Origin of the sequence: Psychrobacter sp. 78a-MNA-CIBAN-0178, from assembly GCF_040309625.1 — a bacterium.
GTDB lineage: Bacteria > Pseudomonadota > Gammaproteobacteria > Pseudomonadales > Moraxellaceae > Psychrobacter > Psychrobacter okhotskensis.
In genome coordinates, this window is sequence record NZ_JBEOOZ010000006.1 from 56,891 (window position 1) to 80,779 (window position 23,889).

The following is a 23,889-nucleotide window of genomic DNA, read 5'->3' on the forward strand; positions in this document are numbered from 1 at the left end:
TATTACTTTTTAGCATAGTAAAAACCAAGATAGTTACTTTTATTAGGGTCATAAAAAAGCCCTGCAAATAGCAAGGCTTTTCGATTGGTCTCGGTTAAACGCTCGTTGGTTCAACTCAAGTGGTTTTGCTCACTTTGTCTGACCAAACTGTTTAATTAGAGGTTATACACCACGTTTGCTCATGATCATCTCATAGATGAAGAGCAAGATAATGGCACCGATTACTGAGAATATTAGACCAGTAAAGCCACCATCAGCATTTATGCCGATAACGCTAGCAATGACACCACCCAATAAAGCACCAACGATACCCAAGACAATGGTCATAATCCAACCCATAGGGTCGCTACCTGGCTTAATTGCTCGTGCTAATAGACCAGCGACCAAACCTACGATAATCATCCAAATAAAGCCCATTTCATTCTCCTAATTTATTGTAATTTAAATGTATTATTAATTATTGATGGCTTTGATAAATACATTGTAAGGACTCTATAGGAATAAGAGTAAGCACAAAATGTTACCAGTGTACGGGCTATGTGAGAAAAAACCTCGAATTGCTATCGCACAGGTGCAATAGGTAAACGAAAGGTTAAAAAGGTAGCAATGTCGCTAATATTTGAATATTCAACAGACCCTAGTCTGAGTTGATTATAATTTATAAAAGATGAGCATAAAAATAGCGCCGTTTATGATTAATAAGCGACGCTATCATTCTGACAGTAGTTTTGATTGGTCGGTTGAACTATTGCTCGCGCAAGGCCGTTAATAGGCGCTGATGAATATTCTCAAAGCCGCCATTAGACATAATGACAATCGCATCACCAGCTTTTGCATGGCTAGTGATATGTTCAATAATAGCATCGACGCTAGAGAGTACCTGTTGGTTGTCGATATTAGGATTGGCAGTATTGGCATTGTCGATGACGTCTTTTAGACCCCATTCGAGACCAGTAGGCTCATACCAAAGTGTATAGTCGGCAAGGGCGGCAGACTCAGCCAAACTGTCTTGATGAATGCCCATTTTCATGGTGTTACTACGTGGCTCAATGATTGCCCAAATGCGTCTATCAGCCAGTTTCTTTTTGGCACCATCCAACGTGGTGGTGATGGCAGTCGGATGATGGGCAAAGTCATCAAACACTAAAATATTATTTACATCACCGATGAGTTCCATACGACGCTTGATACCAGCAAATGCTGATAACGCTGCGCAAGCAGTTTTGACATCAACGCCAACATTATAGGCAGCGGCGACAGCAACCAGTGCATTATTGACGTTGTGAATACCGCTCATCGACCAATCGATGAGCGCTGTGGCTTCTTTATCAGCTGCGAAACTAACCTTGAATTGACCGCCGTCTTTGCTAATAAGTTCGGCTTGCCAGTCGCTACTGTTTTTTAGAGTCGTATTATTGTCGCCGTCATTAGCATTAGCCTCTGTTGAGTCAATCACTGCCGTGCGCCAAATAGGCGTCCAAACGCCTTTTGCTAAGGTATCTTCTAGGCTAATAGTTGCTGCCGGCATGATAATTTTACCCGTGCTCGGAATCATGCGTACCATGTGATGGAACTGGGTCTGGATAGCATCGAGATCTGCAAAAATATCAGCATGATCAAATTCAAGGTTGTTTAAAATAGCGGTACGCGGGCGATAATGAACGAATTTTGAACGCTTATCAAAAAATGCCGAATCATACTCATCAGCTTCAATCACGAAATAGCCAGTTTTTTCTGCTGCATCATTGGTTTTTTCAGCACCCAAATAGCTGCTATGTGCAAAAACTTGCTGCAAATGCTCGTCAGTGGTATCGACTAGCGGCACACCACCAATCAAAAACCCCGCATCAATACCTGCATAATGCAGTATCCAGGCAAGCATGGTCGTCGTCGTGGTTTTACCATGAGTACCAGCAACGGCGATGACGTGACGCGACTGCAACACTTTTTCAGACAAAAATTGTGGCCCTGAAGTATAGCGTAGACCTGTGTCTAGCATATATTCGATGACATCCATCCCGCGCTTCATGGCGTTACCAACGACGACTAAATCTGGCGCTGGCTGCAAGTGCTCTATCAGATAGCCTTGCTCAATCGTCACGCCCGCATCTTCAAGTTGGGTAGACATCGGTGGATAGACATTGGCATCTGAGCCCGTGACCGTATGTCCAAGCTCGCGTGCCAATAAGGCCAATGAGCCCATAAAAGTACCACAAATACCAAGAATATGAATATGCATAGACGTTCCGTACGAGCTTGAATAAGAAAATGAAATTGTAGAGTTATCCGAAAAGGTAGCAACATCAAAGCGCTGCGTATTTTAGGACGTACCCAACCTATTGGTCACGAGTGCTGGCTATATCAGAGCATTGATAAATGGTTACGGCGCAAACCTCGCTTGCTATACTAAACGACCTATTTGCGCTCGGTTGTTCTATAGCCAGCAGGCACTTATTGTAAAGTAAACACTGTTGGATGACCAATAAAAAACGCCCAATAGATAGGCGTTATGCGACTGCTTATTTGGCATCATTAGATTGAGTGTATTCAATCTTTTATACTGCTGCACTTTTATCTGCGTGACAAGGTATAGTCGCCGTTGGGATTTTTGTACTCATCCATCATCACCAGATGGTTGTCTTGGATATGATAGGTTTCGATATGCTTACTTTCATAAACAATCGTAATTGTATCATTGTCTTGGCGATAAATACCCGACTCGAGCAATGGCTGGCGCGGCGGCTCAGCACTATTATAGAGGCTGGTTTTTAACACTGAACCATCGGCGAATAAGTTCAGAGTAATATCGATATTGTCGCAAGATGCGCAAGGAACCATACCACCATAATCGCCCATTAACGTAGCCTGTAATGCACTATTATCATTTGGCTCTGAGATCATGGGTGAGTGACGTGTATGCGTGTCATCATCGGGTTGGGCGGCGTTAATGAGCGATTGACCTGTATCTGCATTGGCCGATATATCAGTATCCGTTTGCTGATTGTCTTGCGCAGCATCTTGCAGAGCAGCGTTTTCCGTATTATCGACGGGGGCAACTTTAGTGCTTATGCCTTTATTGGTCGTCGACGAAGAGCTGTCGCAACCAATAAGCAGTAAGCAGATAGGCACGGCTAATAAGGGTCGACGAGCGCGTCTTATGATATTAGAACTGGTAGAAAAAATAGACGTAAGATATATCATGGCATACCAAAAACAGTTTTTAAATAGATTCTAGAAACGTTACGAGTATTGTCAATTATGACCGAGCCAGCGCGATCGCCGAAGCTCAATGGCTGTTATCAGAGATAAAAGCGGACGAGCTTACTGAGTCCGTATTAGGCGTCTGACGGCATTGTTTTATCGGTTGGTATCGATTAATAATAAGGCTGAGCTATAGATATTGAACATTGTGCTTGTTCATTAATGGCTAGTAGCTAATGGCTGGTAGCTAATGGTTGATAGTTAACGAATGTATAATTAAAACACATCATTATACCAGTTAAGTATACAAGCTGTCTCACCATACCAAAGCTCAAAGATATCTATGTGGACTTTTTGTTATAATCAACTCGATGGGAGAACAGATAGGGTAGCACTTATAACGACACTTATAATAAATAATAGCGATTCAATAACAGCAATAAATACAGCGCATAAAAAAGAAAGCGCATAAAAAAATGGCAAATCCCTTTATGTTAGAGATTTGCCATTGTATAAAAGTATAAAGCGTTATCTTGCTTGGTAGTTAGCCGCGCCGATTGCTGTTAAGCACGACGAATAGGGGTAGCAGGGCGTACGATGCGCCATAATATTATTACATGCACTATCAATAGAATGCTAAAAAGAATCAGTGATTGCTCAGGAATACTCAAGCCCATAAATCGCCAAGCAATCTCAGCACACTCACCAGAACCAGCAAACACTTCATTCAAGACTTGCTTCATTGGTAAGGTGTCGAGCCAATAGTCTAATCCCGGACCACAAGAAGGGACTTGGTCAGCGGGCAAGTGTTGTAACCAGACATGACGCGCAGCAACCGCAGTAGCCCAGCCGATACCTGCCAAGCTACCAAGCCATAATATAAGTCTTACCACTTTAGATTTCGGATTAAACAGTGCTGCTATTAAGGCAAAGCCACCCATAACCATCAGGCCGATACGCTGAAAAATACAAAGTGGGCAAGGTGATAGACCCAGATGGCGCTGTAAATAAAACAGCGCAAAGCTCATTCCTATCACTGCCATTAATACCAAAAAGACTTGCAAGTTACGGTAGGTGGTTAGCTTTAGCATTGGTCAAATACTCTTATAAAATAATCAATAAAACACTAGGGCGTGTTGAACATTCACAAATAGGCACTGCTGATTGCTAAAATGGTTTCATACAAGGCGCAAGTCGACGATAATGTTAACACCTTAGCTAGACTTGCAACGCAGTATGGGGCGATTTTAGCATCAGCCTGTAGGGACAGGACTGTTTTTTGCCGCTTCTGTGTTAAAAATAGACGTTTAGAAAGACTAAACTTAAGATTTTTAACGTTGAATCGCCTAAAGAATAGTCTCTGTCAGTGCCATGGTCGAATGTTCAACACGCCCTATAAACAATAAAATACCATGAACAATAGAAAACGTTAATTAGCGATACTGTTGTAAGAAGTCCATAAAGTCTTCGGTCTCGGCGGCTTCAATTTCTGCTTGCTGAAGTATTGATTTTTCAGCCAATACTTCATATTTGGCTTGGTTGTTGGGGCTAAGAGTTTGTTGCAAGAGAGAATCACGATGCTGCTGCGCTAAGGTAAAGCCCAGCTGCCATAAACTGCCTAAACGTTTGCTATCAGAGTTTACTTGCGCCGATATGGTCGATTCAGAATGTCCCGCTTTGCCTTGCATCAATGCTACCGCCGCACGGTAGTCATTACCACCATAGTGCGCATCGAGTAGGGCGGCTAGAGGTTGCATACGATCTAGGTGTATCAACATCCAGCTTTCTAGTGATTGCTCCGCACCATTATTAATGATGTGCAAATTGTCACGGCGACCTTCATTGACCACGCGCTCAAGATTGATGGCCAGCGCTTCTTCTTCCTCAGGCATCAATTCAGGCGAATCATTTAGCAAGCAATAAAGCGCCATCACTTCTAAAAAACAAGCGCTCGATAGACGGATACCGATATCGCTATAAGGATCGAGATCAATAGCGCGGAACTCAACGTAAGCGATGCCGCGACGCTCCAGCGCTTCGGTAGGCGTCTCGCCACTCATCGCAATTTGTTTGGGGCGGATAGGGCTATAGTATTCATTTTCTATTTGTAGAATATGGTTATTGATCTGGATAGGATGACCCTCAGCATCATCCAAACCAAGCTTTTCAAAGCTCTCGTGCGGCGTTTGAATCGCGCGGCGTAGGCCAGCGACATACTCTGGTAGATAGTTATAGCGAATATCTAGCTGCTCTTGCACACTATTGGTATAGCCAAGCTTGCCCATACGTAGGCTGGTCGCTGCAGGCTTGTAATAAGTTGAATCGTTGAGCAGCTCTAAATCGTGCTCGCGTCCTGCTATAAAACAAGGACAGACACTGGGACTGGCACCTAGCAAATAAAGCACCAGACTGGTCAGGCGCTTAAAGTTGCGAATCAGACCTAGGTACTTCTCATTCTTAAATTCTGTCAACGTTTGGCTTTGCGCAGCTGGTACTTTTGCTTGCCACGCTTCGAATAGGTTGTCACCGAAAGATAAGTTGTAATGCAAACCAGCAATCGTCTGCATGCGGCGACCATAACGAATACCCAGACCACTACGATATAACGTTTTTAGCTTACCCGTGTTAGAGCTACCATAATCCGCCAAAGGGATGTCTTCGTCTTTGGATGACAGCATGCATGGCATCGATAGTGGCCACATGAGCTCACCTTCAGGCATACCTTGGTACACTAAAAGATGGAGCTGACGCAGCATATTTAGCGTCTCTTTGGGGCTGGTTTTTGGGTCAGTGATGAGCTCAAGCAAGCTCTCAGAATAATCGGTTGTAATAAAGGGATGCGTGAGCTTGGAGCCAAGTTTGATTGGGTGCGGCGTTTGCGCCAAATAGCCATCGGGCTTGACGCGCAGACCTTCTTTTTCGATACCGCGCAGCATACCCGCTAAGTGCTGGGTATCAAACCAATTAGGGATTTCAAAACTAACAAAGCTAGGCGCAAAATTACTCATAATAGTCATCTATTGTTATTTGTTATGGCGGCTCAAAACACGACAGGTGTATGACCATAAAAGAGGTAGGTATTTAGATTAATAATGACGTCAGTTTAGCTCAAAGCCACCCTGAAAACCACGGACAATTACAAATACAATAAGCTTTGCTTAAAGTCGGTCGATGACTATTTGGCTAATAAACTTGGCGTATTTACGTCGGTATTACACGTTTTATAGTTACTCATGAATACTTTAGGTCAGTAAGTGATTGTTGTCTATATCATTGATAATAAAAAATTTATTGCCAAAAACAAGGGATTGGCTAAACTAAAAAAAGCACCTACCAAGTGGGTAGATGCTTTAGAACGCTACGAGTAATCAAGCTCAGTGCGGGTATTGTCACGAGCAAATGATTGAGTTATAACGGGCTCATTACTGACTTAAGTAAAATCTAATTCAGTTTCAAAGCTTTTTAGGTTATGACGTGCCATCGCTAGGTTTGACTTTTGACGATCAAGCACAAGATATAAGAACAAGTTGTCGTTGCGTACTAATGGACGTAGCAAGTGATACTGCTTGCTTAGGGTAATCAGGATATCTTCGATGCTCTCATTCAGACCTAGTGCTGCGGCAACCTTACGTTTAGAGCGCAATACTTCCGTGTTACCAGCAGCGGCAAGCTCAAGATCGATGCCAGAACCAAGCGTGGCCATTGCAAGACCAGATTCGCTGTCTACTAGCGCGGCTGCAATAAAGCCGTCGATGTCATTTAGTGCGTCAAGTGTTAATTTAGCCATTGGTCATGTACCTTAATTGTTTGGGATATAAAGAGAGTTTCTCAAAAATGTCATCAATTAATAGCTTCGATTAATCAGCTTACATTCGAATTGATTAATATAGCTACTCAAACTGTGGTGATATTTAAGCATATCCTTATAATAAAACAATAAAAAACCGACCAAATAGGCTTTTAGTCGGATTATCGGCGCGCAATATAATATTAAGTATACAACCGTACACTTAATTTATCACAATAGTTTTCTATTTATTTAGCATTGATTAATAATAGTTATCAATCAAAAGCCTAAATCCACTATTTAACTTAGATGGAAAATGACGAGCCGCAACCACAAGTAGTCGTGGCGTTCGGGTTGGTGACGATAAAGCGCGCGCCTTCTAGTCCTTCGGTATAATCAACGGTAGAGCCTTGCAGATACTGATAGCTTAAAGAGTCTACCACTAGAGTGACGTCGCCATTGTCAAAGTTGGCATCGTCCTCATTTAGGTCATTGGCAAAGTTAAAGCCGTAAGAAAAACCTGAGCAGCCGCCGCCAGTCACATAGACGCGCAGCATAAGATCGCTGTCACCTTCTTCTTCGCGCAAGCGCCGCACTTTTTGTGCTGCACTGTCGGTTAGGCTTAATACGGTAGGATCTACCGGCTGGCTTGAGCTTGGATTAAATTGGTTGGCTGATTCGTTCATATCTACCTCAGTTGCTAGGATCAAATGCGGTCGTCGTCCTGTTTGGGTTTGCAGCTGATATCGTTGCAAATAAAGATACGCGCGGCGTTTGATTCAATTGGGTGCTGTCGTTATAGCAATGTCATTTGGTTATTATAAGGTTGGTAGTTGCGCCATCACAACCCTTTAGTTGTCTGCAGGCATTACGCTTTTGGCAGTATATCATAATGGGGGTCACGATTAGTTTGTCAAGAGGGATCATCATCCATACGGGTTTTAAGACTGGCTTTTTTAGCACAATAACTGCTTGGTTTTGAAATAGTTATTTAATCGTTTGCCTATGGGGCAAGCGTTTGAAATAATAGCCGCCAGTTAACATGCCAGATGTGTGTTTTTTATTGCCTTATATTTTATATTACTGTTGAGATGAAGAAATTATATGATCGAATTTAAAGACGTTGGTGTTCGCCGTGATGGTCGTGAGTTGTTTGCAGGGGCAAGCTTCCAGCTACATCCGGGCCACAAAGTTGGCTTAACGGGCAATAACGGCACTGGTAAATCGACTTTGTTTGCCTTATTACTGACGCGAATGGGCACAGGCGATACCGAGGTTACCCTTGATAGGGGCGAAGTGAGCATTCCTGATAGCTGGCATGTGGCGCATATGGCGCAGGAAGTGGGTGCGAGTGCACAAACGGCGATTGATTATGTGTTAAGTGGTGACGAGCAGTGGTATGAGATTAACGCGGCTTTAAATGATTTGAGCAGTGTCAGTGATGAGCAGATTGGGGTGTTGCATCAGCAGTTTGATGAGATCGATGGCTATCGTACACCGACTAAAGCCGCGCAAATCATGGCGGGTCTTGGTTTTAATACCAATCAGCATGAGCTGCCCGTAGAAGGGTTTTCGGGTGGTTGGCGTATGCGTTTAAACCTCGCCAAAACCTTGATGAGCCGTGCTGACTTAATGCTACTCGATGAGCCAACCAACCATTTGGACTTGGATGCCATTCTGTGGCTTGAGACTTGGATTAATGCCTTTACCGGTCTGGTCATCGTGATCTCACATGACCAAACCTTCTTAGACAATACTGTCGGTCATATCTTGCACGTTGAGCAGCAAAAAATCACCCTTTATACGGGTAACTATCAGCAGTTTATCCGTACTCGTCATGAGCGTATGGCGCAGCAGCAGCAAGCGTTTGAAAAGCAAGAAGCGACTAAGGCACATTTGGATGACTTTATTCGTCGCTTCCGTGCCAAGGCCAGTAAGGCCAAACAAGCACAGAGCCGTATCAAGCAGCTTGAGCGCATGGCAGAGCTATCACCAATGATGGCAGACAACCCGTTTTCGTTCCGCTTTTATGAGCCAGCGAATATGAGCTCGCCATTGATTGAGCTAACCGATGCCGATATTGGTTATAGCGATACGCCCCTACTTTATAATGCCAATGTGCAAGTGACCCCTGATACCCGTATCGGGCTGCTTGGGATGAATGGCGCGGGTAAATCGACGTTGGTTAAAGCCCTAGTCGGTGAGCTTAGTGTATTAAAAGGCAGTTACAAGGTTTCAGATACGCTGAAGCTTGGCTACTTTAATCAGCATCAAATGGATATCCTTGACCCTAAGGCAACCCCAATCGAGATGTTACGTCGCCTAGCAGGTAAAACGTCTGATGCGATGCTGCGCTCGTTTTTAGGTAGCTTTGATTTCCGTGGCGACCGTATCGATACCATCAGTGAGCTATTCTCTGGTGGTGAGCGTGCGCGCTTAACGTTAGCTTTGATAGTTTGGCAACGTCCGAATGTCCTTGTACTCGATGAGCCAACCAACCATTTAGACTTACAAATGCGCCAAGCGTTGACCATCGCCTTACAAGGGTTTGAAGGGGCAGTAGTACTGGTGTCGCATGATCGCGAGTTGATTGCCAACGTCTGTGATGAGCTGTACTTAGTCCATGATGGTCAAATCGATGAGTTCGATGGTGACATCAGCGACTATGGTAAGTGGCTGGCAGAAAAGCGCAAGCAAGAGAATTCAACAGACAAAAGCAGCAGTAAGAAAAAGAATAAAAAAGCGAATAAGAAGTTTGTTTCACGTGAAACAGCTGAAGGAGTATCCAACAATTCTTCCTCTACTAGCAAAGCACCGGCAAAAAACGAAGCTGTTCAACCAACGCTTAGTAAAGATGCGCTGCGCAAAATGGCCGCTGAACAACGTAAATTGACCGCGCCGATTCGTCGTGATATTGAAAATACCGAAAAGGCATTGGCCAAAATTGATGAGCAGCTAGTGGCTCTAGAAGAAAAGCTGGCTAATACTCAGCTATATGAAGAAAGCCGTAAGTCTGATTTATTGGTTTTGCTCAATGAACAAACAGCGCTACAGCAGCAGCACAGCGACAATGAAGAGAAACTATTGCTGTCTATGACGACGCTAGAGGAAATGGAAGCTGGTTTTGAATAAATAGGTTTCATGATGAGTGAAGTGGTTATTCACTGATAATAACAAGCATAAAAAAAGGGAGAGCGTTAGCTCTCCCTTTTTATTACATTATTGCAGACGGTATTTACCATCACCATAAGAGAGTATTTTCATTGTGGTCGTACAAAGCTCGCAGTTTATTTGACTAGCAGCAGCTTTAGATAAATCAAGAATGCGTCCTCGAATGAAAGGCCCTCTATCCGTAATTTTTACGATCACGCTCTGCTTGGTCTTTTTATTGGTCACTTGTACCTTCGTACCGAATGGCAAGGTTTTATGCGCAGCGGTCAAAGAGTTCATGTTAAAGATACTGCCACTGGCTGTACGCTTACCGTGAAACTTACTACCGTAATAGCTGGTATTACCAGCGAACACTGTGGTACTTAACAGTAGTGATAAAGTGATAACTAAAGACTTGATGAAATAAGACATTTAATACCTTTAAGCGATTTATAAAATAGACAGGTAGGCTTGCCTATATCGTCCATACTCCCTATGAGCATGAACACTATATCCATTTTAACGTACATAGCTTGTCATATCCTTACTGCTCTGTAAAAGAACGCTAGAGGTCAAATATTTCCATAGTAATAATCAACTAATGACCAGTAAAAATGTAGAATAAAGCATTGATTTAAAAGAAAAATTAATTGCTCTTAGACGAGGTTAGGAGCAGTTTAAACAAGGTTTTTGTAAGGCTCAGCCCTTATAAAAGGTGCTTGCAACGGCATTTTGAATCAGTATGTTAGTGTGATTTAACGCGGTCATATTTGGAATAAAAAATTGAGTAAAAAATAATGTAAATAAAACTTGCTATATTATTACTATTTTGTAAGGTGTAAGAAGTCGGGTATTATCAAAAGTATCTAGCAATAATATTTTCATCGTTTTGATTAAACGGTTTTTGAATTTTGTAATACCAAGTGTTTACCAGTGCAATGCTTTGAAAAAACATATTCTGCCGTCTAAAAGTAAGTAGACAGATAAAGCCTCACTGGTAGTGAGCCATAAAAGCATGTAAACCAAATTGACATTACGCCAACAGTTGTCAAAGAAAAATGATGCCAGAATCATAGTGATAAACGCTAATACAGTGACACACATCAATATAGTGACACATGCGAATAATGAGGGATTAGGTCATTCAGATAACCCAACGTCGAGCCTCGCTTGTCATCATTACTGTATTACTAATACTCCCTTATTAATGGCAGCAGCAAGCGAAAAAATGAAATATTGACTCATTATCCCCATATTATGTATTAACTGAATAATTAGAAATATATACGATAAGGAAAAACAATATGGCAGAAAAAAACTATTACGACATTTTAGGGGTCAAAAAAGACGCCTCAGACGCTGATATCAAGAAAAAATACCGTAAGCTCGTTCGTCAATTTCATCCAGATGTCAGTGACGATCCGGACGCGGATAACAAGATTGCTGAAATCAATAACGCTTACGAAACCATTCGAGATAAAGACAAGCGTGCTGAATATGACGCGATGCTAAACAACCCGTTTGCTGGTCAAGCTGGCACTGGCGGTTTTGGTGGCTTCGGCGGTCAATCAGCAGGCGCTGGGCAGGATGGCTTTCGCTGGGAAGATATCAAAGACCAGTTTGGTGATGGCGCAGCCTACGGCGATGGTGGCTTTCGCTTCGATGATATATTCTCGGCATTTGGTCGCGGCGCACGTGGCTCAACCAATGGGCAGACAGGTAGCCGCTCTCAAAGTGCTGGCTTCGATCAATTTGGTGGTGGTTTTGGCGCACAAGATAGCAAGGGTCAAGACCAACATGCAGAAATTACCGTTGATTTGTCTTCGGTATATAGCGGTGATGACTATAGTATTAAGCTAAACGTCCCTGTGCGTCAGCCCAACGGCAGCGTCGATTATGACAATAAAACCCTAAAAATTAAAATCCCCAAAGGTATCACTGATGGCAAGCAAATTCGCTTAACAGGACAAGGTGCTGCTGGCGGTGGTAGTGGTAAAAATGGCGATTTATTCTTAAAAGTTAAGATTCGCCATGCAGCCAATATCCGTATCGAAGGCGCGAATGTTTATCAGACAGTAAACATAGCGCCATGGGAAGCGGCATTGGGTGAAAAAATCAATCTAACTACACCAGCAGGTACGCTTGGTGTGACGATTCCTAAAAACAGTAAATCTGGTAGCAACTTACGCTTAAAAGGTAAGGGTATCCCTGCTAAGCAAGCGGGTGATTTATACTTAACCTTAAACATCGTCAACCCTGAGATTAGCAGCGAGGCTGCAACCCAAGCTTACGAGCAGTTAAAGCAAGCCTTTGCTGATACCGCTATTGAGCGTTAAATAGAATGTTAAATAGAGTGTTAATAACAATGGCTCATTACTGCAATAAGCAACAACGAACAGAGATGAATACGATAACGATGAAATAAAGAGCATACGAGGATAATAATTATGAAAAACTCGCCTGAATTTACCGACATTATCATGAGCTTAGATGAGCTGGTATCCGCCTGTGGTCAAGAGCGCCAATGGGTCATCGAACTGATTGAAGAAAACATCATTGAGTATGATGTGCCAGAGCATCAGCAATTTACCGGTTATCAGCTGACGACTGTGCGCCGTGCTTCGCGTCTAAGTCGCGACTTTGAAGCCAGCGTACCAGCGATTGGCTTGATACTGGAGCTATTAGACGAGGTGGAACAACTACGTCAACTAAAACGTCAGATAGATCTACAGACGCCAGTCATTGAAGTGGATATTGAACACTTGAAGCAGTAGTAAACAGCAGACAATAAAAAGGGCCTCACTGATTAAATGAGGCCCTTTTCTGTTTGTGGTTCTTAATTTATCAATCTGAATATCTATCAATTAACGCGAATATTTAGGATCAGCTGCTGCGGTAAATAGTACGTCAGTCGATGAGTTCAGTGCTGTTTCTGCAGAGTCTTGAATAACACCGATGATAAAGCCAATTGCCACCACTTGCATGGCGATTTCGTTTGGAATACTAAACAAGCTCGCCGCCAATGGAATCAGTAACAATGAACCACCAGCGACACCAGACGCACCGCAAGCACTAATGGTTGCCACCAGACTGAGTAGCAGCGCTGAAGCGAACGTCACTTCGATACCCAAGGTATGAGCTGCAGCCAGCGTTAAGACGTTAATCGTAATCGCCGCGCCTGCCATATTAATGGTCGCGCCCAGTGGAATCGTTACTGAATAAGTGTCTTCATGCAGACCCAGTTTACGTGCAAGGTTCATATTGACGGGAATATTGGCCGCCGAACTACGGGTAAAGAAGGCGGTAATACCAGATTCGCGCAGGCAAGTGAATACCAGTGGGTAAGGGTTTTTGCCCGTCTTAATCAGCACGATAATGGGGTTGGCGACCAAGGCGATAAATAGCATACAACCGACCAGTACCATTAAGATACGCGCATAACCCGCTAATGCACCAAAGCCTGTCTCCGCGACGGTATTGGCAACTAGACCTAAGATACCAAAGGGCGCTAGAGCAATGACCCATTTCACGACTTGTGAGATAGCATCCGCAAAATCACCGACGACAGTACGAGCCGTATCACTGGCTTGACGCAGCGCAAAGCCAATGATGATTGCCCACGCTAATATACCGATATAGTTGGCTTCAGCGATGGCGTTGATAGGGTTGGCAACCAAATTCATCAGCAAATTGGTCAATACCTCTTTGAGGTTCGCCGGTGGTACTTGCTCGATAGTAGCATTCACTAACGTCAGCTCGGTCGGGAATAAGAAGCTTGCGCCCACCGCAGTGAGGGCGGCCAAAAAAGTGCCGAACATATACATAATGAGCACGGGCTTGACGAAGACTTCATTGCCACTACGATGCTGACTAATCGCTGCGATGACCAAAATAAATACCAGTATCGGCGCCACCGCTTTTAGTGCACCCACAAATAGCGTACCCAATAAGCCTAGTGCTATACCGGTATCTGGTGCCAACCAACCAATTAATACCCCTAATATTAAACCAATAATAATGAGCGGCACCAGCCCTATACGCTGGTACATCGCAATCAATGAACGCATCTATACAACCTCGAGTTAGTCGATATGGTCGAAGCATTTGTAAATGGTTACGGCGTTACCCTCGCTTCCTGTACCTAAGTGTACGATTTGCGCTCGGTTGCCTTGTAGCCACTTAAAACAGTTTCGACGATAAATAAGACATTTATAATGAAAACGGAAAACTAATCGAAGGATGGTAGCATTTTTTAAGATAAGCGCCTACCTTTAACCCATACCTGTCTAAGCAGATAGGAGGGCGTATAGAGCTAAGAGCATAGCGTTGTATGAGGAAGATGGAAGCATTTTTATCGTGAAAAAATAAAAGAGATATTAGAGGTTAGACTTTAAAATGAGTCAGCTCATAGCCTAATTGTTGATAGTGCTTATATTTGTCACGACCTTGTTGCACACTCGTCGCGTCAGGTTTAATCAGCTCAAGAATACGGGTAGGCTGAGCATTACTGGTCGCTTGCATAAAGGTATTCACAGGCTGTGCCGTTGTATTAATGACGATACCATTGAAATCTGCTGGCATATAGCTGCCAAGCAGAACAGGCGCTAACTGTTCATTGGTAGCAACCTCAGTGTTATCGCTTTTAGCATTAGCACTTTCATCACTTTTAGCGAACAGGCGTTGATGCGGTATAAAACTCGTCGCCTCTTGTGCCCATAGTGCTTCATCAAGCGAGGATGATAATTCATCGTCTTTTTCAATAAGAATTAGCAACGACTGATTGCTTTTATTGAGCGCCGTTTGGGTCAACTGACAAATAAAGCCCAAGAAATCTTGGGCTTTACTGTCGCTTAATACATAAAAGCTAACTTTCATAAACTGATTTTCATAAAGTAGTTTTCATAAGTTGGTTTTCGTCAACGGATTAGACCATATTCGCGCTGTTTTTTAAGTATTGCATAAATAGCGGTACAGGGCGACCAGTGGCTGCTTTATCTTTACCCGAGTTCCATGCCGTGCCAGCGATGTCTAGATGTGCCCATGCTTGACCTTCTTCGACGAAGCGCGACAAGAAGCATGCAGCAGTCACTGCACCTGCACCTTTACCACCGATGTTTTGCATATCTGCGATAGGCGAGTCGATTAATGACTGATATTCATCATCCAACGGCATATGCCAAATGAGATCACCAGATAGGTTACTGGCATTTTCTAAATCAAACAAGACATCTTCATCATTACTGAATACAGCTGAGCGTACATGACCTAAAGCAACGACACAAGCACCCGTCAATGTGGCCACATCGATAATGGCTTTTGGCTGATAGCGTTGCACATAGCATAAAGTATCTGCCAGTACTAATCGACCTTCCGCATCGGTATTTAAAATTTCAACCGATTTGCCGTTCATGGCTTTTACGATATCACCTGGGCGCGTTGCATCACCTGATGGCATGTTTTCCGCACAGGCGAGCGCACCCACAACGTTAATCGGTAGACGCGCTTCACATAGCGCTTTAATCGTACCGAGTACCGACGCTGAACCACCCATATCAAATTTCATCTCATCCATCGCCGCACCGGGCTTGATTGAGATACCACCTGAGTCAAAGGTTACGCCTTTACCGACCAATACGATAGGTGCGTCATCATTGGCAGCTTGCATGTCATCGTTGTTTTTAGCGGCTTTTTTGTTAGCCGCTTTGGTTGGTAGTTTATCCGCCAAAGCTTTGAGACCGCCCGTTACTTTTGCGCTGCTAAGGGTAGATTTACCAGTGTTGGCACTGAATTTTGACTTGCCATAGTATTCCATGATGACCAGCTTACCTTCTTTAGCAGAGCCTTGTGCCACAGCTAAGAAGCAACCCATGCCTAGCGCTGACATTTCTTCTTCACCCAATACCGTAACTTTTAATAAGTCAGGATAGGTTTTTGCCAACGCTTCTGCTTGCTCTGCCATATAGGCAGGGAAGCAGATATTGCCAGGTTCGTTAGCCACGTCGCGAGTCAAACTTTGACCGGCAAAAACTGACTGAGCAAAGTCCAATGCTGGCTGTAGTGATTCATCAGCAACTAAATAGATATCGGTTAATTCTGGGGTACTTTGCTCAGATTTATATTTATCAAAACGATAAGTCGCTGCCAACAAGTTAAGCGCGAATTGACCAAACTGGTTTTCTTCCAGCGCGTCACCTAAGGCAACAGTAATAGAGGCTACCCGTTTTTGTGTGCTGCTATAGATGGTTTTGGTGATTTTTTGCAGGATGGTATTGTTGAGTTTATCAACGTTACCGACACCGACCAACAATAGCTGGACAGGGTTTTGCTTGGTGGTTTTTTTATCACCCGCTAAGGCATAGTCGATAACCGTTTCACCAACTTTACCGTTGAAGTGAGAGACTTCAATCAATTGCTCAATACGAGCGCTATAGTCTGCCAACACTGATTCAGCAAGGATGTTCTTTTTATCATCCACTAAGACTACCAAACAGGCTTCGTCTTTGCTTTTGGCTTCTTTTTTTAGAATTTTTTGAGTATGAGTTTTTGGTAGGTGCTGAGATAATTTAATATTCATATAGTTATCCTTATTAGAGTTATAAATTTAGAAGTATAGTCAATCCTCTATAAATCAGCTACGGCGTTAGGCTCGCTCAGTCTACTATTTGTAGTACTTTCACTCGCCTTCCTTGTATCTAAATTATAGTGAACCGACTATACAAATAAGTGATGAAGATAATATCGGCATTTTGCTACTTTCATAGCACATCGCTATTTTTAAAATAAAATTGTCAATGATGACTTTTCGTCATTGATCTTATATTGACCTTATGCAAAAAACTGGTCAATCAAAATAACGAACGTCAGTTAGGGTGTTGTTGTCCGCGATGAAACGGATTAGCCCATTGATTATTATTGTAGTGTAGCATATCAGCTAATTGCTGCGCAGTTGGCAAGGGTTAGGTAATGTTTTCTTATTTTTTTGCTGCACTATCTTACTAGGGCATATAGAATATTCGACTACGCCGTCATCAATAATTGACACTGAATCGGATGTAGGCAATCGTCATGCTATTGCTAGTATGACGATTAGACAGGGTAAAAAAGCAATGTAAATAGTGCTCTCACTATACTGTAACTTAGCGGTTTGCTACTTATCTGATCTATTGGTCAGTCATTAATAGAATTAATGGTTAACCAAATCGTCAGTCGTTACCAAGGCTGCAAATCTATCTTGCAGCGCTGCCATAGCCGTATCATGCATCACTTCCGCGCTAATTGTCTCTCTTTTATAATCAGGCAGCGCGCGCGTGGCACAAGCATCATGACAAACAAAATTATCAAAGCCTAGATCAAATGCCGCTCTGACGCTAGAGCTGACACACATATGGCTCATAAAGCCCGCAAAAATCACCTGCTGCTTACCGCTAGCAGAGATAAGCGCCTGTAGCTGAGTATCATAAAAGGCATTAGGATGCTTTTTGGTAATAATTTTTTCACCGTCTAGCGGTTTTAGACCGTCAACGATCTCGACGTTGGTGGATAACGGGTCAAAGACCTTGCCATTGTCTTCGCCGTGGTGAGCGATATGAAAAATAGGGATGTCTTGCTTACGAGCTTTATCAAGCAAGCGCTGCGCATTTGCAAGCGCCCTGCTGCCCGCCTGACCTAACGGCATAGCGCCATCAATATATTCGTTCTGATAATCAATAAAGACAACTGCGCAATTTGACCAATCAAGGGTATCAAATTGACCGCCAGCCAGCTCAAGTAGGGTAGAGGGAGTAGACATTATATTTATGCTCCAATGGGTGTGATACATGTATGAGTTTTGACAATCAATCAGTCTAGCAATTAATCTTGCTCATATTGGCGACTTGATACGAATGACAAACAAACCTTTCCAAAAATAAAAATACCGTTTAATTAAACTGACGTAAGCCCGCGTCCAGAGAAGTCTTGGTCTTTTGTGTTTATTGACTGCTGGATACGGCTCATTGGCTATTGGCAACGTCTACCAATGTTTATCAATATCTATTAGTGATGAACCACGTGTCGCCAGTAAGGGTTGGGTGATTTTTTAGCACACATTTCACAGCCATTTTTTATCAAAATATGCTAGCATTAGCGGTTATCTTTATCGCTTATATTGATAGGTTCTGACTTATAAGTGGTACCGTTACGTTTATATTTATTTAAGTGTTGGTTTGCTTATATATTGGGGTCGCCTTACGTTGGTAGCGCCTCCTATTACGCTTGCCTCTGTTACCCAGCACGCGATACATCGTCCGCATATTCATTATTAAAGAGTACCTATTGTGATATTACGCCGCTACATGACCCAACAAGTTGCCTCAACCACCGCTTTGGTATTGGGGTTTTTGGTGGTGATGATGCTTGGCGGTCGCCTGATACGTTACTTTGGTATTGCGGCTGAAGGTAATCTGGACGTCAGCTTATTATTTACCATTATTGGTTATAACTTACCGTACTTTTTAGAGCTGATCTTACCGTTGGCATTTTTTATCGCCTTAATGCTAGTGTTTGGGCGTTTATATGTCGATCAAGAAATGGCAGTTATCAATGCCAGTGGTGTCTCGCGTGGTAAGCTGGCTCGGCTGATGACGCCATTAATATTGGCCTTATTCGTTGGTGAGGCAGCATTGTCAGTGGTCGGTAAGCCGTGGGGTGTGCGCTCATCTGAGGCGGTGTGGCAGCAGCAGGCCTTTACCAGCGCCTTTGATTTGATTCGCCCCAATGAGTTTATCAGTAGTGGCAATTATCATCTGTATGTCGGCAGTCTTAGCGACGATAAAAAACAGCTGCAAGATGTGATACTCATTCAGTCTGAGCCAGAAGCAAAAGGCAGCAGCAAAAAAGCCGCCGCGATGGATGTTGATAATAAGATTGATCCTGCCACCGCAGAACAACTAGACATTCCAGATGTGCCGCAAGCGCTGATAAGCAAAAGCAATAAAAATATCACTAAAGACACCATTACTTTGGCCAAAAGAGCCGAACAAGTGCAGACGGGCGACAAGGGTGTGACCCAATTGGATTTATTCCAAGGTCGGCGTTACGAAGTCGGCGCGGGCAGTCTCAAGTATAACCAAGTCGGCTTTGATCGCTACCGCATTACCTTGACGGAATCGGCACAAGAAGTCATCACCGAAGACAATATCGAAACCCAAGCAATTGGCCCCTTATGGCAAGCGGCAAGCGGCAGTGCTCAACTCGGTGGTGAGAGTGCGCTGCGTGCAGCACAAAGTGAGATTGGCTACCGTTTTGCTCTGCCGTGGCTGATGATTATCGCGCCGATGCTCGCCGTCCCACTGGCGCAAGTACGTCCGCGTCAAGGACGTTGGCTGCGTTTGTTTCCTGCCATCTTGTTATTCGTCAGCTGTGCTTTAGGTATTATCTCGCTAAAGAGTGCAGTGAGCAAAGGCACGGTTAGCGTCTGGGCTTATACTTGGCTCATCCTAGGATTTATGGCATTGGCGCTCTATATGAATTGGGGCAGTCGGGTGCAGCATCGTCTGCGCTTTCGCTTAAAAAGCCATACGCCGGTCGCGTTGATTGAGACTCAAAGCAATGGCTCACAAGGAGGGCAGTCTTAATGCGCTCTTTATTTTCTAAATCTCAGGCATCTCGCTCACCAAACTTTACAGCTCAACTCGCCAAAAAGCCTGATACCTTAACCGTGCTCAGCCGTTACGTAAAATTGAATGCCTTGTTGGCCATTATCGGCGCAGTCATCGGTTTGTGGGCGCTACAAATTATTTTTTCTTATTTGTCAGAGCTGGATTCGTTAGACGAGAGCTATACGATGGGCGAGGCGATTAAGTATATCTTTTATCGCTCGCCTTACTTTTTAGAAGAGTTTATACCGACTGGCGCTCTACTCGGTGCGGTCGTTGGACTAGGGTTGCTAGCGAATAAAAGTGAGCTGGTCGTCATGCGTGCCGCTGGGGTCAGCGTCTATCGTATCGTTGGCTGGGTATTGCAGCCTGCTCTGATTTTTGTGTTACTCGCTTTGCTCATCAACCAGTTTGTCTTGCCGCATTCCAACCAATTGGCGCAAGAAATTAACGATGAAGACAACAGCTCATTGATTACCTCGGTACGTGGTTATTGGACGGTGCAGCCACGCTTTGAGAGTTCGGGGACTGGTAATACAAAGCCAGATGGCAGTGATATTCTGTATATTGATTATGCTGATGTAGAAGGGAATATTGGCACCGTTAAGCGTTGGCATTTGGACAATAATGGCAACTTACAAACGGCTGTCCATGCTGAGGGCGGACAATATACGGGTCGCGAGCCGATAAGTACGAATACCGCCAGCGACAAGCCCAGCGAGCAATATCGCTATGAGTGGCAGCTCAACAACATGACCAAGCTCAGTATCAATCAAGGCTTTGAGAGTAGCCAAGCCACCTCGCCGTCGGATACCTTAAGCCTGCCTTTCGCTCCCGAATCGGTCTATTTGTTGACCCGTGATGCCGAAGATTTATCGCTGACTCAGCTTTACGATCACCGCCAGTTTATGCGCCAACAAGGCCAACGTTCTTTGAATCATGAGCTGGCATTTTGGCAAAAGCTGCTGTCACCGCTGTCGATATTGTCGCTGGTGATTGTCGCTTGTTCATTCGTCTTTGGCTCATTGCGCACCCATAGCTTGGGCTTGCGTATCGTCGTGGCATTATTATTTGGCTTGCTGTTTAGTTATCTTCAGGATTTGGTTGGCTTCATCTCACTAGCCACTGGATTTTCGCCGCTACTGATGGTGATATTACCAATTATTGCCAGTGCGGCATTGGGTGGGTATTTACTTAAGCGGCAAATGTAATCCTACAAATGTAATTTTAAAAATATAACGTCAAAAATACAGTTCTAAGAATTTAGCCATAAAAAATCCCGCTAACACATCATCATGCTAGCGGGATTTTTTGTTTGTTTTACTCTGGCAGTTAATCTTTGGTCGCCATGGTAATCGTATAGGTCTTACCTTGCTTGACCTTGTCGCTATTGCCGAATACTTCGGTAAACGAACGCTTCACGAATTGGCGCAAACCATTGATTGTCACCACATAAAAACGTCCACCTTGACGCATGCGTGCATAGGCATCGAGGAAATATAGATAATGCTGCTCTTTACCTACCTTCGCTGGTAAGTTCGACATCACCAAGCTAAAGTCTTTGTCCTTTGCCACATGGTTAAAGCCATTCGATAAATGCACATCGACATTTTTTAGACCATTCTTCTCACAATTAAGGCGGGCATATTCTACTGCCATAAAGTCTTTATCAATCAACGTATGCAGACCATTCGGACATTCACGCGCCGCCGTCATGCCAAGCACGCCATAGCCACAGCCCAAATCGATCGAATCATCATCCGCTTCAAAGTCCACATAATCAAGCAGCATCAAGCTACCATCATCGAGCTTTTGCGGTGAAAAAATACCCCACGTCGTCGCAAAATCAAACGGCTTGCCCAGCACATCTTGGCGAAAGTTAATATCTTCGCGCCAGTGTCGAGCATTTTTCAATAATTCAGCAGAGGGTTTATGACTCATAGGATTCTCGGATATTGGATAAATAAAATGGGGGTGCGCTGCTCAATCAGACAACTTGCCAATCATGACGCGCTTTATTGAGGCTATTGTAACGACAAAAGGGCAGGTTTGCAGCTATCGATTGATAGAATTATATCGTGGGAAGTCGTTATTGCAAAAGTTGTGATGGGAGCTGATCGCGCCTTCTGCTTGTATCTGTACCTCCGAGCGGGGCGGTCACTATTGGCTGATGGTATTCCTGCTCAGCGATACTACCCTCAGCCAAGTGACGCAGCCCGCTCAGATGCACAGGATACCGCGACAGTCACGGCTAAAAAACCTAGTTTGATTCAGGTTTAGATTGTTGTTGAGATAACAAGTTATTATAGGTAGGCTGTGCCATGCGCACCTTAATCAAGATAATATCAAACATCGGTGCGCGAGGCGCACCCTACGGCTCATTGAGCATCAATCCCAATGATTTGTGATAAATGTCCAGTTTTTAGATACACCGTGGCGCCATTTGCTCCTGCTGTTATTTGCGATGTCGCATCGACGGGCAGACGTATCCAACCACCGCTCTGATAGGTTTGTCCAGCGTCTATCAGCGTACCCTCTAGCACCAATATCTCAGCACCTCCTGCGATGGCATCTGCAAACAATACCTCACCTACATTGATACGTTGCAAGCTCACTTCTTCTCTTATATCTGAGTATAAATGACAAATCTCACGACCGCCTTGTGCTTGCCAGTTAGCTGCATCGTTGGTATTGATAGCGACATGCTCAGTCTCGTCGACTGTCATCTGCCAAAGTTTAACAAAAATAATAGCACCTTCATGACTATAAGGCTGGTGCCCTGAGGTCGGTGGGTTGCGTAAATACCAACCAGCAGGATAATGGTTGTTATCAGCTGAAAAAGTGCCTGATAGTACCAAAATCTCCTCGCCACCTGGGTGCAGGTGATGCGGAAAATTTGACTCAGGGGCATAGCGTACGATACTGGTCGCACGCGCTTTTTCAGCACCAACGCGGTCAAGCATCACGCGCTCGACGCCGTTTTGTGGTGACTGAACCCATTGATAGTGTTCAGCTGCTAAGGCAGCACGGCAGGAGAAATCTGCATTGATGAGCATAATGTAACTTCTCATTAATTATGATATTGCTTGGAATTATCCTCTGATTTTTCAAAATAGACAAACCAGATAAACCTATTATCAACGTAAGTATTTATCATTAAAAAGCTTATTGTGTCTAGCGCTGTTGCTCTTGCGTCGGGATACCGCTACCGAATTTGCGAAAATGCGAATTCCCTTGAGCTCGGACGAAGCAGTACTTCGTTATTTCCTCGCTCAGGTTAAACCGCACCGCAAGTCAAAGCGTTGTATGATTACGAAATTTGAAGAGGATTAGGGTGTGCCTATCGAGCCACAGATAAGATAATACTTAATTAAAACTTTTATTACTAATATGGCAAATATAGCAACGTATGCCATCTGACATCATTTCTAGACTATAATTCACAGTTCTGAACATTGGAGGTTGTAGTTCAACAGGCACGATAATAAAGGTAGAATCGTAATCAGCTATAGCCTCCATATTAACGTTGAGAGGTAGAAGGATGTTTAAAACATGTAAAGCTGCAAATGCTTCAAGTAAATTTCCTAAATTAGCTTGGTTAAATTTTTCGTATCTTTGATGCTTTACACCGTTATATTCGCGCCACCAACTGCTCAATCTTTCACGATTTTTCATAGATTGAACATCTTCATCCATTTTTACTTCCCCTGTTTTCTTACTTTTTTCTTCTATTTCTATTTCATGATTATAAAACATATTTTCAAAAGGCTTAAACAGCAGACTTTCACCAGTGATATTTAAAGTAACAGCAGTATTTCTCACCTCGGGAAAGTGGTCAAATAACATATCCATATTTCTACTAATACTAGAGCTTTTAGACTTACCTTTATTAATAAATTTATATATTTGCTCAAAGACGCTCTCTGTTTCAACACAGATAGCGAAATACAACTGCATGTTTTTAAGTGAGTAAGTATGAAAATTCGATTGAGTTATAGCAACGTAATCACTTATTTCTATGAGAGACTTTTCTAAGGATAAATAGTGTAGCCAAAATGGATTCAAATGATTGAGTTTCGTACTACCGCTTACTTTTTCCTTCATGTTTTATTCCAT

General features: G+C 43.5%; 21 protein-coding genes. 6 read left to right on the forward strand and 15 right to left on the reverse strand.

Features of this window, described 5'->3' with window-relative positions:
• Window positions 1-162: 162 nt before the first annotated feature.
• From AAEY80_RS05785 to erpA, 7 genes are all read right to left on the reverse strand, one after another.
• On the reverse strand, window positions 163-417 hold the full coding sequence (locus AAEY80_RS05785; protein ID WP_025652624.1) for a GlsB/YeaQ/YmgE family stress response membrane protein: 255 nt from the start codon (window positions 415-417) through the stop codon (window positions 163-165).
• A 328-nt stretch (window positions 418-745) separates the two neighbouring features.
• Window positions 746-2,239 carry a UDP-N-acetylmuramate:L-alanyl-gamma-D-glutamyl-meso-diaminopimelate ligase gene (mpl, locus tag AAEY80_RS05790; RefSeq protein ID WP_173239016.1) on the reverse strand — a complete coding sequence of 498 codons (1,494 nt, stop codon included), beginning with the start codon at window positions 2,237-2,239 and terminating at the stop codon, window positions 746-748.
• A gap of 332 nt (window positions 2,240-2,571) precedes the next feature.
• Complete coding sequence (locus AAEY80_RS05795; RefSeq protein ID WP_201567546.1) at window positions 2,572-3,201, reverse strand: copper resistance protein NlpE N-terminal domain-containing protein; 630 nt, start codon at window positions 3,199-3,201, stop codon at window positions 2,572-2,574.
• A gap of 563 nt (window positions 3,202-3,764) precedes the next feature.
• Window positions 3,765-4,292 carry a disulfide bond formation protein B gene (locus tag AAEY80_RS05800; protein WP_173239014.1) on the reverse strand — a complete coding sequence of 176 codons (528 nt, stop codon included), beginning with the start codon at window positions 4,290-4,292 and terminating at the stop codon, window positions 3,765-3,767.
• Between the two features lie 342 nt (window positions 4,293-4,634).
• The gene (gene gshA, locus AAEY80_RS05805; protein ID WP_037025887.1) at window positions 4,635-6,218 is read right to left on the reverse strand and encodes a glutamate--cysteine ligase; all 1,584 of its coding nucleotides are present in this window, start codon (window positions 6,216-6,218) and stop codon (window positions 4,635-4,637) included.
• A 413-nt stretch (window positions 6,219-6,631) separates the two neighbouring features.
• Complete coding sequence (locus tag AAEY80_RS05810; RefSeq protein ID WP_025652619.1) at window positions 6,632-6,988, reverse strand: roadblock/LC7 domain-containing protein; 357 nt, start codon at window positions 6,986-6,988, stop codon at window positions 6,632-6,634.
• 305 nt (window positions 6,989-7,293) lie between these two features.
• A complete protein-coding gene (erpA, locus tag AAEY80_RS05815; protein ID WP_025652618.1) occupies window positions 7,294-7,674 on the reverse strand; it encodes an iron-sulfur cluster insertion protein ErpA in 381 nt (126 codons plus the stop codon).
• Between the two features lie 418 nt (window positions 7,675-8,092).
• Here erpA and AAEY80_RS05820 point away from each other — a divergent pair, with 418 nt between their 5' ends.
• Window positions 8,093-10,120 carry an ABC-F family ATP-binding cassette domain-containing protein gene (locus tag AAEY80_RS05820; protein WP_350588032.1) on the forward strand — a complete coding sequence of 676 codons (2,028 nt, stop codon included), beginning with the start codon at window positions 8,093-8,095 and terminating at the stop codon, window positions 10,118-10,120.
• An 87-nt stretch (window positions 10,121-10,207) separates the two neighbouring features.
• On the opposite strand, the gene AAEY80_RS05825 is transcribed toward AAEY80_RS05820, so the two are convergent.
• Window positions 10,208-10,570 carry a septal ring lytic transglycosylase RlpA family protein gene (locus AAEY80_RS05825; RefSeq protein ID WP_025652616.1) on the reverse strand — a complete coding sequence of 121 codons (363 nt, stop codon included), beginning with the start codon at window positions 10,568-10,570 and terminating at the stop codon, window positions 10,208-10,210.
• Between the two features lie 872 nt (window positions 10,571-11,442).
• Here AAEY80_RS05825 and AAEY80_RS05830 point away from each other — a divergent pair.
• Together AAEY80_RS05830 and AAEY80_RS05835 are read left to right on the forward strand one after the other, a co-directional pair.
• Window positions 11,443-12,474 (forward strand): DnaJ C-terminal domain-containing protein, encoded by a 1,032-nt coding sequence (locus tag AAEY80_RS05830; RefSeq protein ID WP_201567540.1) that lies wholly within the window; start codon window positions 11,443-11,445, stop codon window positions 12,472-12,474.
• Window positions 12,475-12,585: 111 nt separating this feature from the next.
• Window positions 12,586-12,912, forward strand: coding sequence for a chaperone modulator CbpM (locus AAEY80_RS05835; protein WP_025652614.1), 327 nt, complete (start codon window positions 12,586-12,588; stop codon window positions 12,910-12,912).
• Window positions 12,913-13,002: 90 nt separating this feature from the next.
• Here the strand turns inward: AAEY80_RS05835 and sstT are convergent, their stop codons facing one another.
• The 4 genes from sstT to AAEY80_RS05855 form a co-directional block, all read right to left on the reverse strand.
• Window positions 13,003-14,205, reverse strand: coding sequence for a serine/threonine transporter SstT (gene sstT / locus AAEY80_RS05840; RefSeq protein WP_101211375.1), 1,203 nt, complete (start codon window positions 14,203-14,205; stop codon window positions 13,003-13,005).
• 316 nt (window positions 14,206-14,521) lie between these two features.
• On the reverse strand, window positions 14,522-15,013 hold the full coding sequence (locus AAEY80_RS05845; protein ID WP_025652612.1) for a DNA polymerase III subunit chi: 492 nt from the start codon (window positions 15,011-15,013) through the stop codon (window positions 14,522-14,524).
• Window positions 15,014-15,062: 49 nt separating this feature from the next.
• Entirely contained in the window at window positions 15,063-16,712 is a 1,650-nt protein-coding gene (locus tag AAEY80_RS05850; RefSeq protein ID WP_201567532.1) for a leucyl aminopeptidase, read from the reverse strand.
• A 609-nt stretch (window positions 16,713-17,321) separates the two neighbouring features.
• On the reverse strand, window positions 17,322-17,927 hold the full coding sequence (locus AAEY80_RS05855) for a cysteine hydrolase family protein (RefSeq protein ID WP_025652609.1): 606 nt from the start codon (window positions 17,925-17,927) through the stop codon (window positions 17,322-17,324).
• Window positions 17,928-18,471: 544 nt separating this feature from the next.
• Between AAEY80_RS05855 and AAEY80_RS05860 the strand changes: the two genes are divergently transcribed.
• Together AAEY80_RS05860 and lptG are read left to right on the forward strand one after the other, a co-directional pair.
• Window positions 18,472-19,752 (forward strand): LPS export ABC transporter permease LptF, encoded by a 1,281-nt coding sequence (locus AAEY80_RS05860; protein WP_201567530.1) that lies wholly within the window; start codon window positions 18,472-18,474, stop codon window positions 19,750-19,752.
• Window positions 19,752-20,984, forward strand: a complete 1,233-nt coding sequence (gene lptG, locus AAEY80_RS05865) for an LPS export ABC transporter permease LptG (protein ID WP_201567528.1) — start codon at window positions 19,752-19,754, stop codon at window positions 20,982-20,984. The genes AAEY80_RS05860 and lptG overlap by 1 nt, the downstream gene beginning before the upstream one ends.
• Before the next feature lie 121 nt (window positions 20,985-21,105).
• Here the strand turns inward: lptG and AAEY80_RS05870 are convergent, their stop codons facing one another.
• Window positions 21,106-21,714, reverse strand: coding sequence for a class I SAM-dependent methyltransferase (locus AAEY80_RS05870; protein WP_101211381.1), 609 nt, complete (start codon window positions 21,712-21,714; stop codon window positions 21,106-21,108).
• A 108-nt stretch (window positions 21,715-21,822) separates the two neighbouring features.
• Between AAEY80_RS05870 and AAEY80_RS05875 the strand changes: the two genes are divergently transcribed.
• Window positions 21,823-22,053 (forward strand): hypothetical protein, encoded by a 231-nt coding sequence (locus AAEY80_RS05875; RefSeq protein ID WP_037031154.1) that lies wholly within the window; start codon window positions 21,823-21,825, stop codon window positions 22,051-22,053.
• Between the two features lie 98 nt (window positions 22,054-22,151).
• Here AAEY80_RS05875 and AAEY80_RS05880 read toward each other — a convergent pair whose 3' ends face one another.
• Both AAEY80_RS05880 and AAEY80_RS05885 read right to left on the reverse strand, forming a co-directional pair.
• Window positions 22,152-22,829 carry a cupin domain-containing protein gene (locus tag AAEY80_RS05880; protein ID WP_025652604.1) on the reverse strand — a complete coding sequence of 226 codons (678 nt, stop codon included), beginning with the start codon at window positions 22,827-22,829 and terminating at the stop codon, window positions 22,152-22,154.
• A gap of 310 nt (window positions 22,830-23,139) precedes the next feature.
• Entirely contained in the window at window positions 23,140-23,877 is a 738-nt protein-coding gene (locus tag AAEY80_RS05885; protein ID WP_025652603.1) for a hypothetical protein, read from the reverse strand.
• Between the last annotated feature and the right edge of the window lie 12 nt (window positions 23,878-23,889).

Bases quoted from the DNA above. Each gene is read 5' to 3' on its own strand.
- AAEY80_RS05885 (WP_025652603.1), bottom strand. From the start codon at position 23,877: ATGAAGGAAAAAGTAAGCGGTAGTACGAAACTCAATCATTTGAATCCA.
- AAEY80_RS05855 (WP_025652609.1), bottom strand. From the start codon at position 17,927: ATGTCTACTCCCTCTACCCTACTTGAGCTGGCTGGCGGTCAATTTGAT.
- lptG (WP_201567528.1), top strand. From the start codon at position 19,752: ATGCGCTCTTTATTTTCTAAATCTCAGGCATCTCGCTCACCAAACTTT.
- AAEY80_RS05825 (WP_025652616.1), bottom strand. From the start codon at position 10,570: ATGTCTTATTTCATCAAGTCTTTAGTTATCACTTTATCACTACTGTTA.
- AAEY80_RS05870 (WP_101211381.1), bottom strand. From the start codon at position 21,714: ATGAGTCATAAACCCTCTGCTGAATTATTGAAAAATGCTCGACACTGG.
- AAEY80_RS05820 (WP_350588032.1), top strand. From the start codon at position 8,093: ATGATCGAATTTAAAGACGTTGGTGTTCGCCGTGATGGTCGTGAGTTG.
- sstT (WP_101211375.1), bottom strand. From the start codon at position 14,205: ATGCGTTCATTGATTGCGATGTACCAGCGTATAGGGCTGGTGCCGCTC.
- AAEY80_RS05800 (WP_173239014.1), bottom strand. From the start codon at position 4,292: ATGCTAAAGCTAACCACCTACCGTAACTTGCAAGTCTTTTTGGTATTA.
- mpl (WP_173239016.1), bottom strand. From the start codon at position 2,239: ATGCATATTCATATTCTTGGTATTTGTGGTACTTTTATGGGCTCATTG.
- erpA (WP_025652618.1), bottom strand. From the start codon at position 7,674: ATGAACGAATCAGCCAACCAATTTAATCCAAGCTCAAGCCAGCCGGTA.
- AAEY80_RS05810 (WP_025652619.1), bottom strand. From the start codon at position 6,988: ATGGCTAAATTAACACTTGACGCACTAAATGACATCGACGGCTTTATT.
- AAEY80_RS05830 (WP_201567540.1), top strand. From the start codon at position 11,443: ATGGCAGAAAAAAACTATTACGACATTTTAGGGGTCAAAAAAGACGCC.
- AAEY80_RS05795 (WP_201567546.1), bottom strand. From the start codon at position 3,201: ATGATATATCTTACGTCTATTTTTTCTACCAGTTCTAATATCATAAGA.
- AAEY80_RS05785 (WP_025652624.1), bottom strand. From the start codon at position 417: ATGGGCTTTATTTGGATGATTATCGTAGGTTTGGTCGCTGGTCTATTA.
- AAEY80_RS05835 (WP_025652614.1), top strand. From the start codon at position 12,586: ATGAAAAACTCGCCTGAATTTACCGACATTATCATGAGCTTAGATGAG.
- AAEY80_RS05880 (WP_025652604.1), bottom strand. From the start codon at position 22,829: ATGCTCATCAATGCAGATTTCTCCTGCCGTGCTGCCTTAGCAGCTGAA.
- gshA (WP_037025887.1), bottom strand. From the start codon at position 6,218: ATGACTATTATGAGTAATTTTGCGCCTAGCTTTGTTAGTTTTGAAATC.
- AAEY80_RS05845 (WP_025652612.1), bottom strand. From the start codon at position 15,013: ATGAAAGTTAGCTTTTATGTATTAAGCGACAGTAAAGCCCAAGATTTC.
- AAEY80_RS05850 (WP_201567532.1), bottom strand. From the start codon at position 16,712: ATGAATATTAAATTATCTCAGCACCTACCAAAAACTCATACTCAAAAA.
- AAEY80_RS05860 (WP_201567530.1), top strand. From the start codon at position 18,472: ATGACCCAACAAGTTGCCTCAACCACCGCTTTGGTATTGGGGTTTTTG.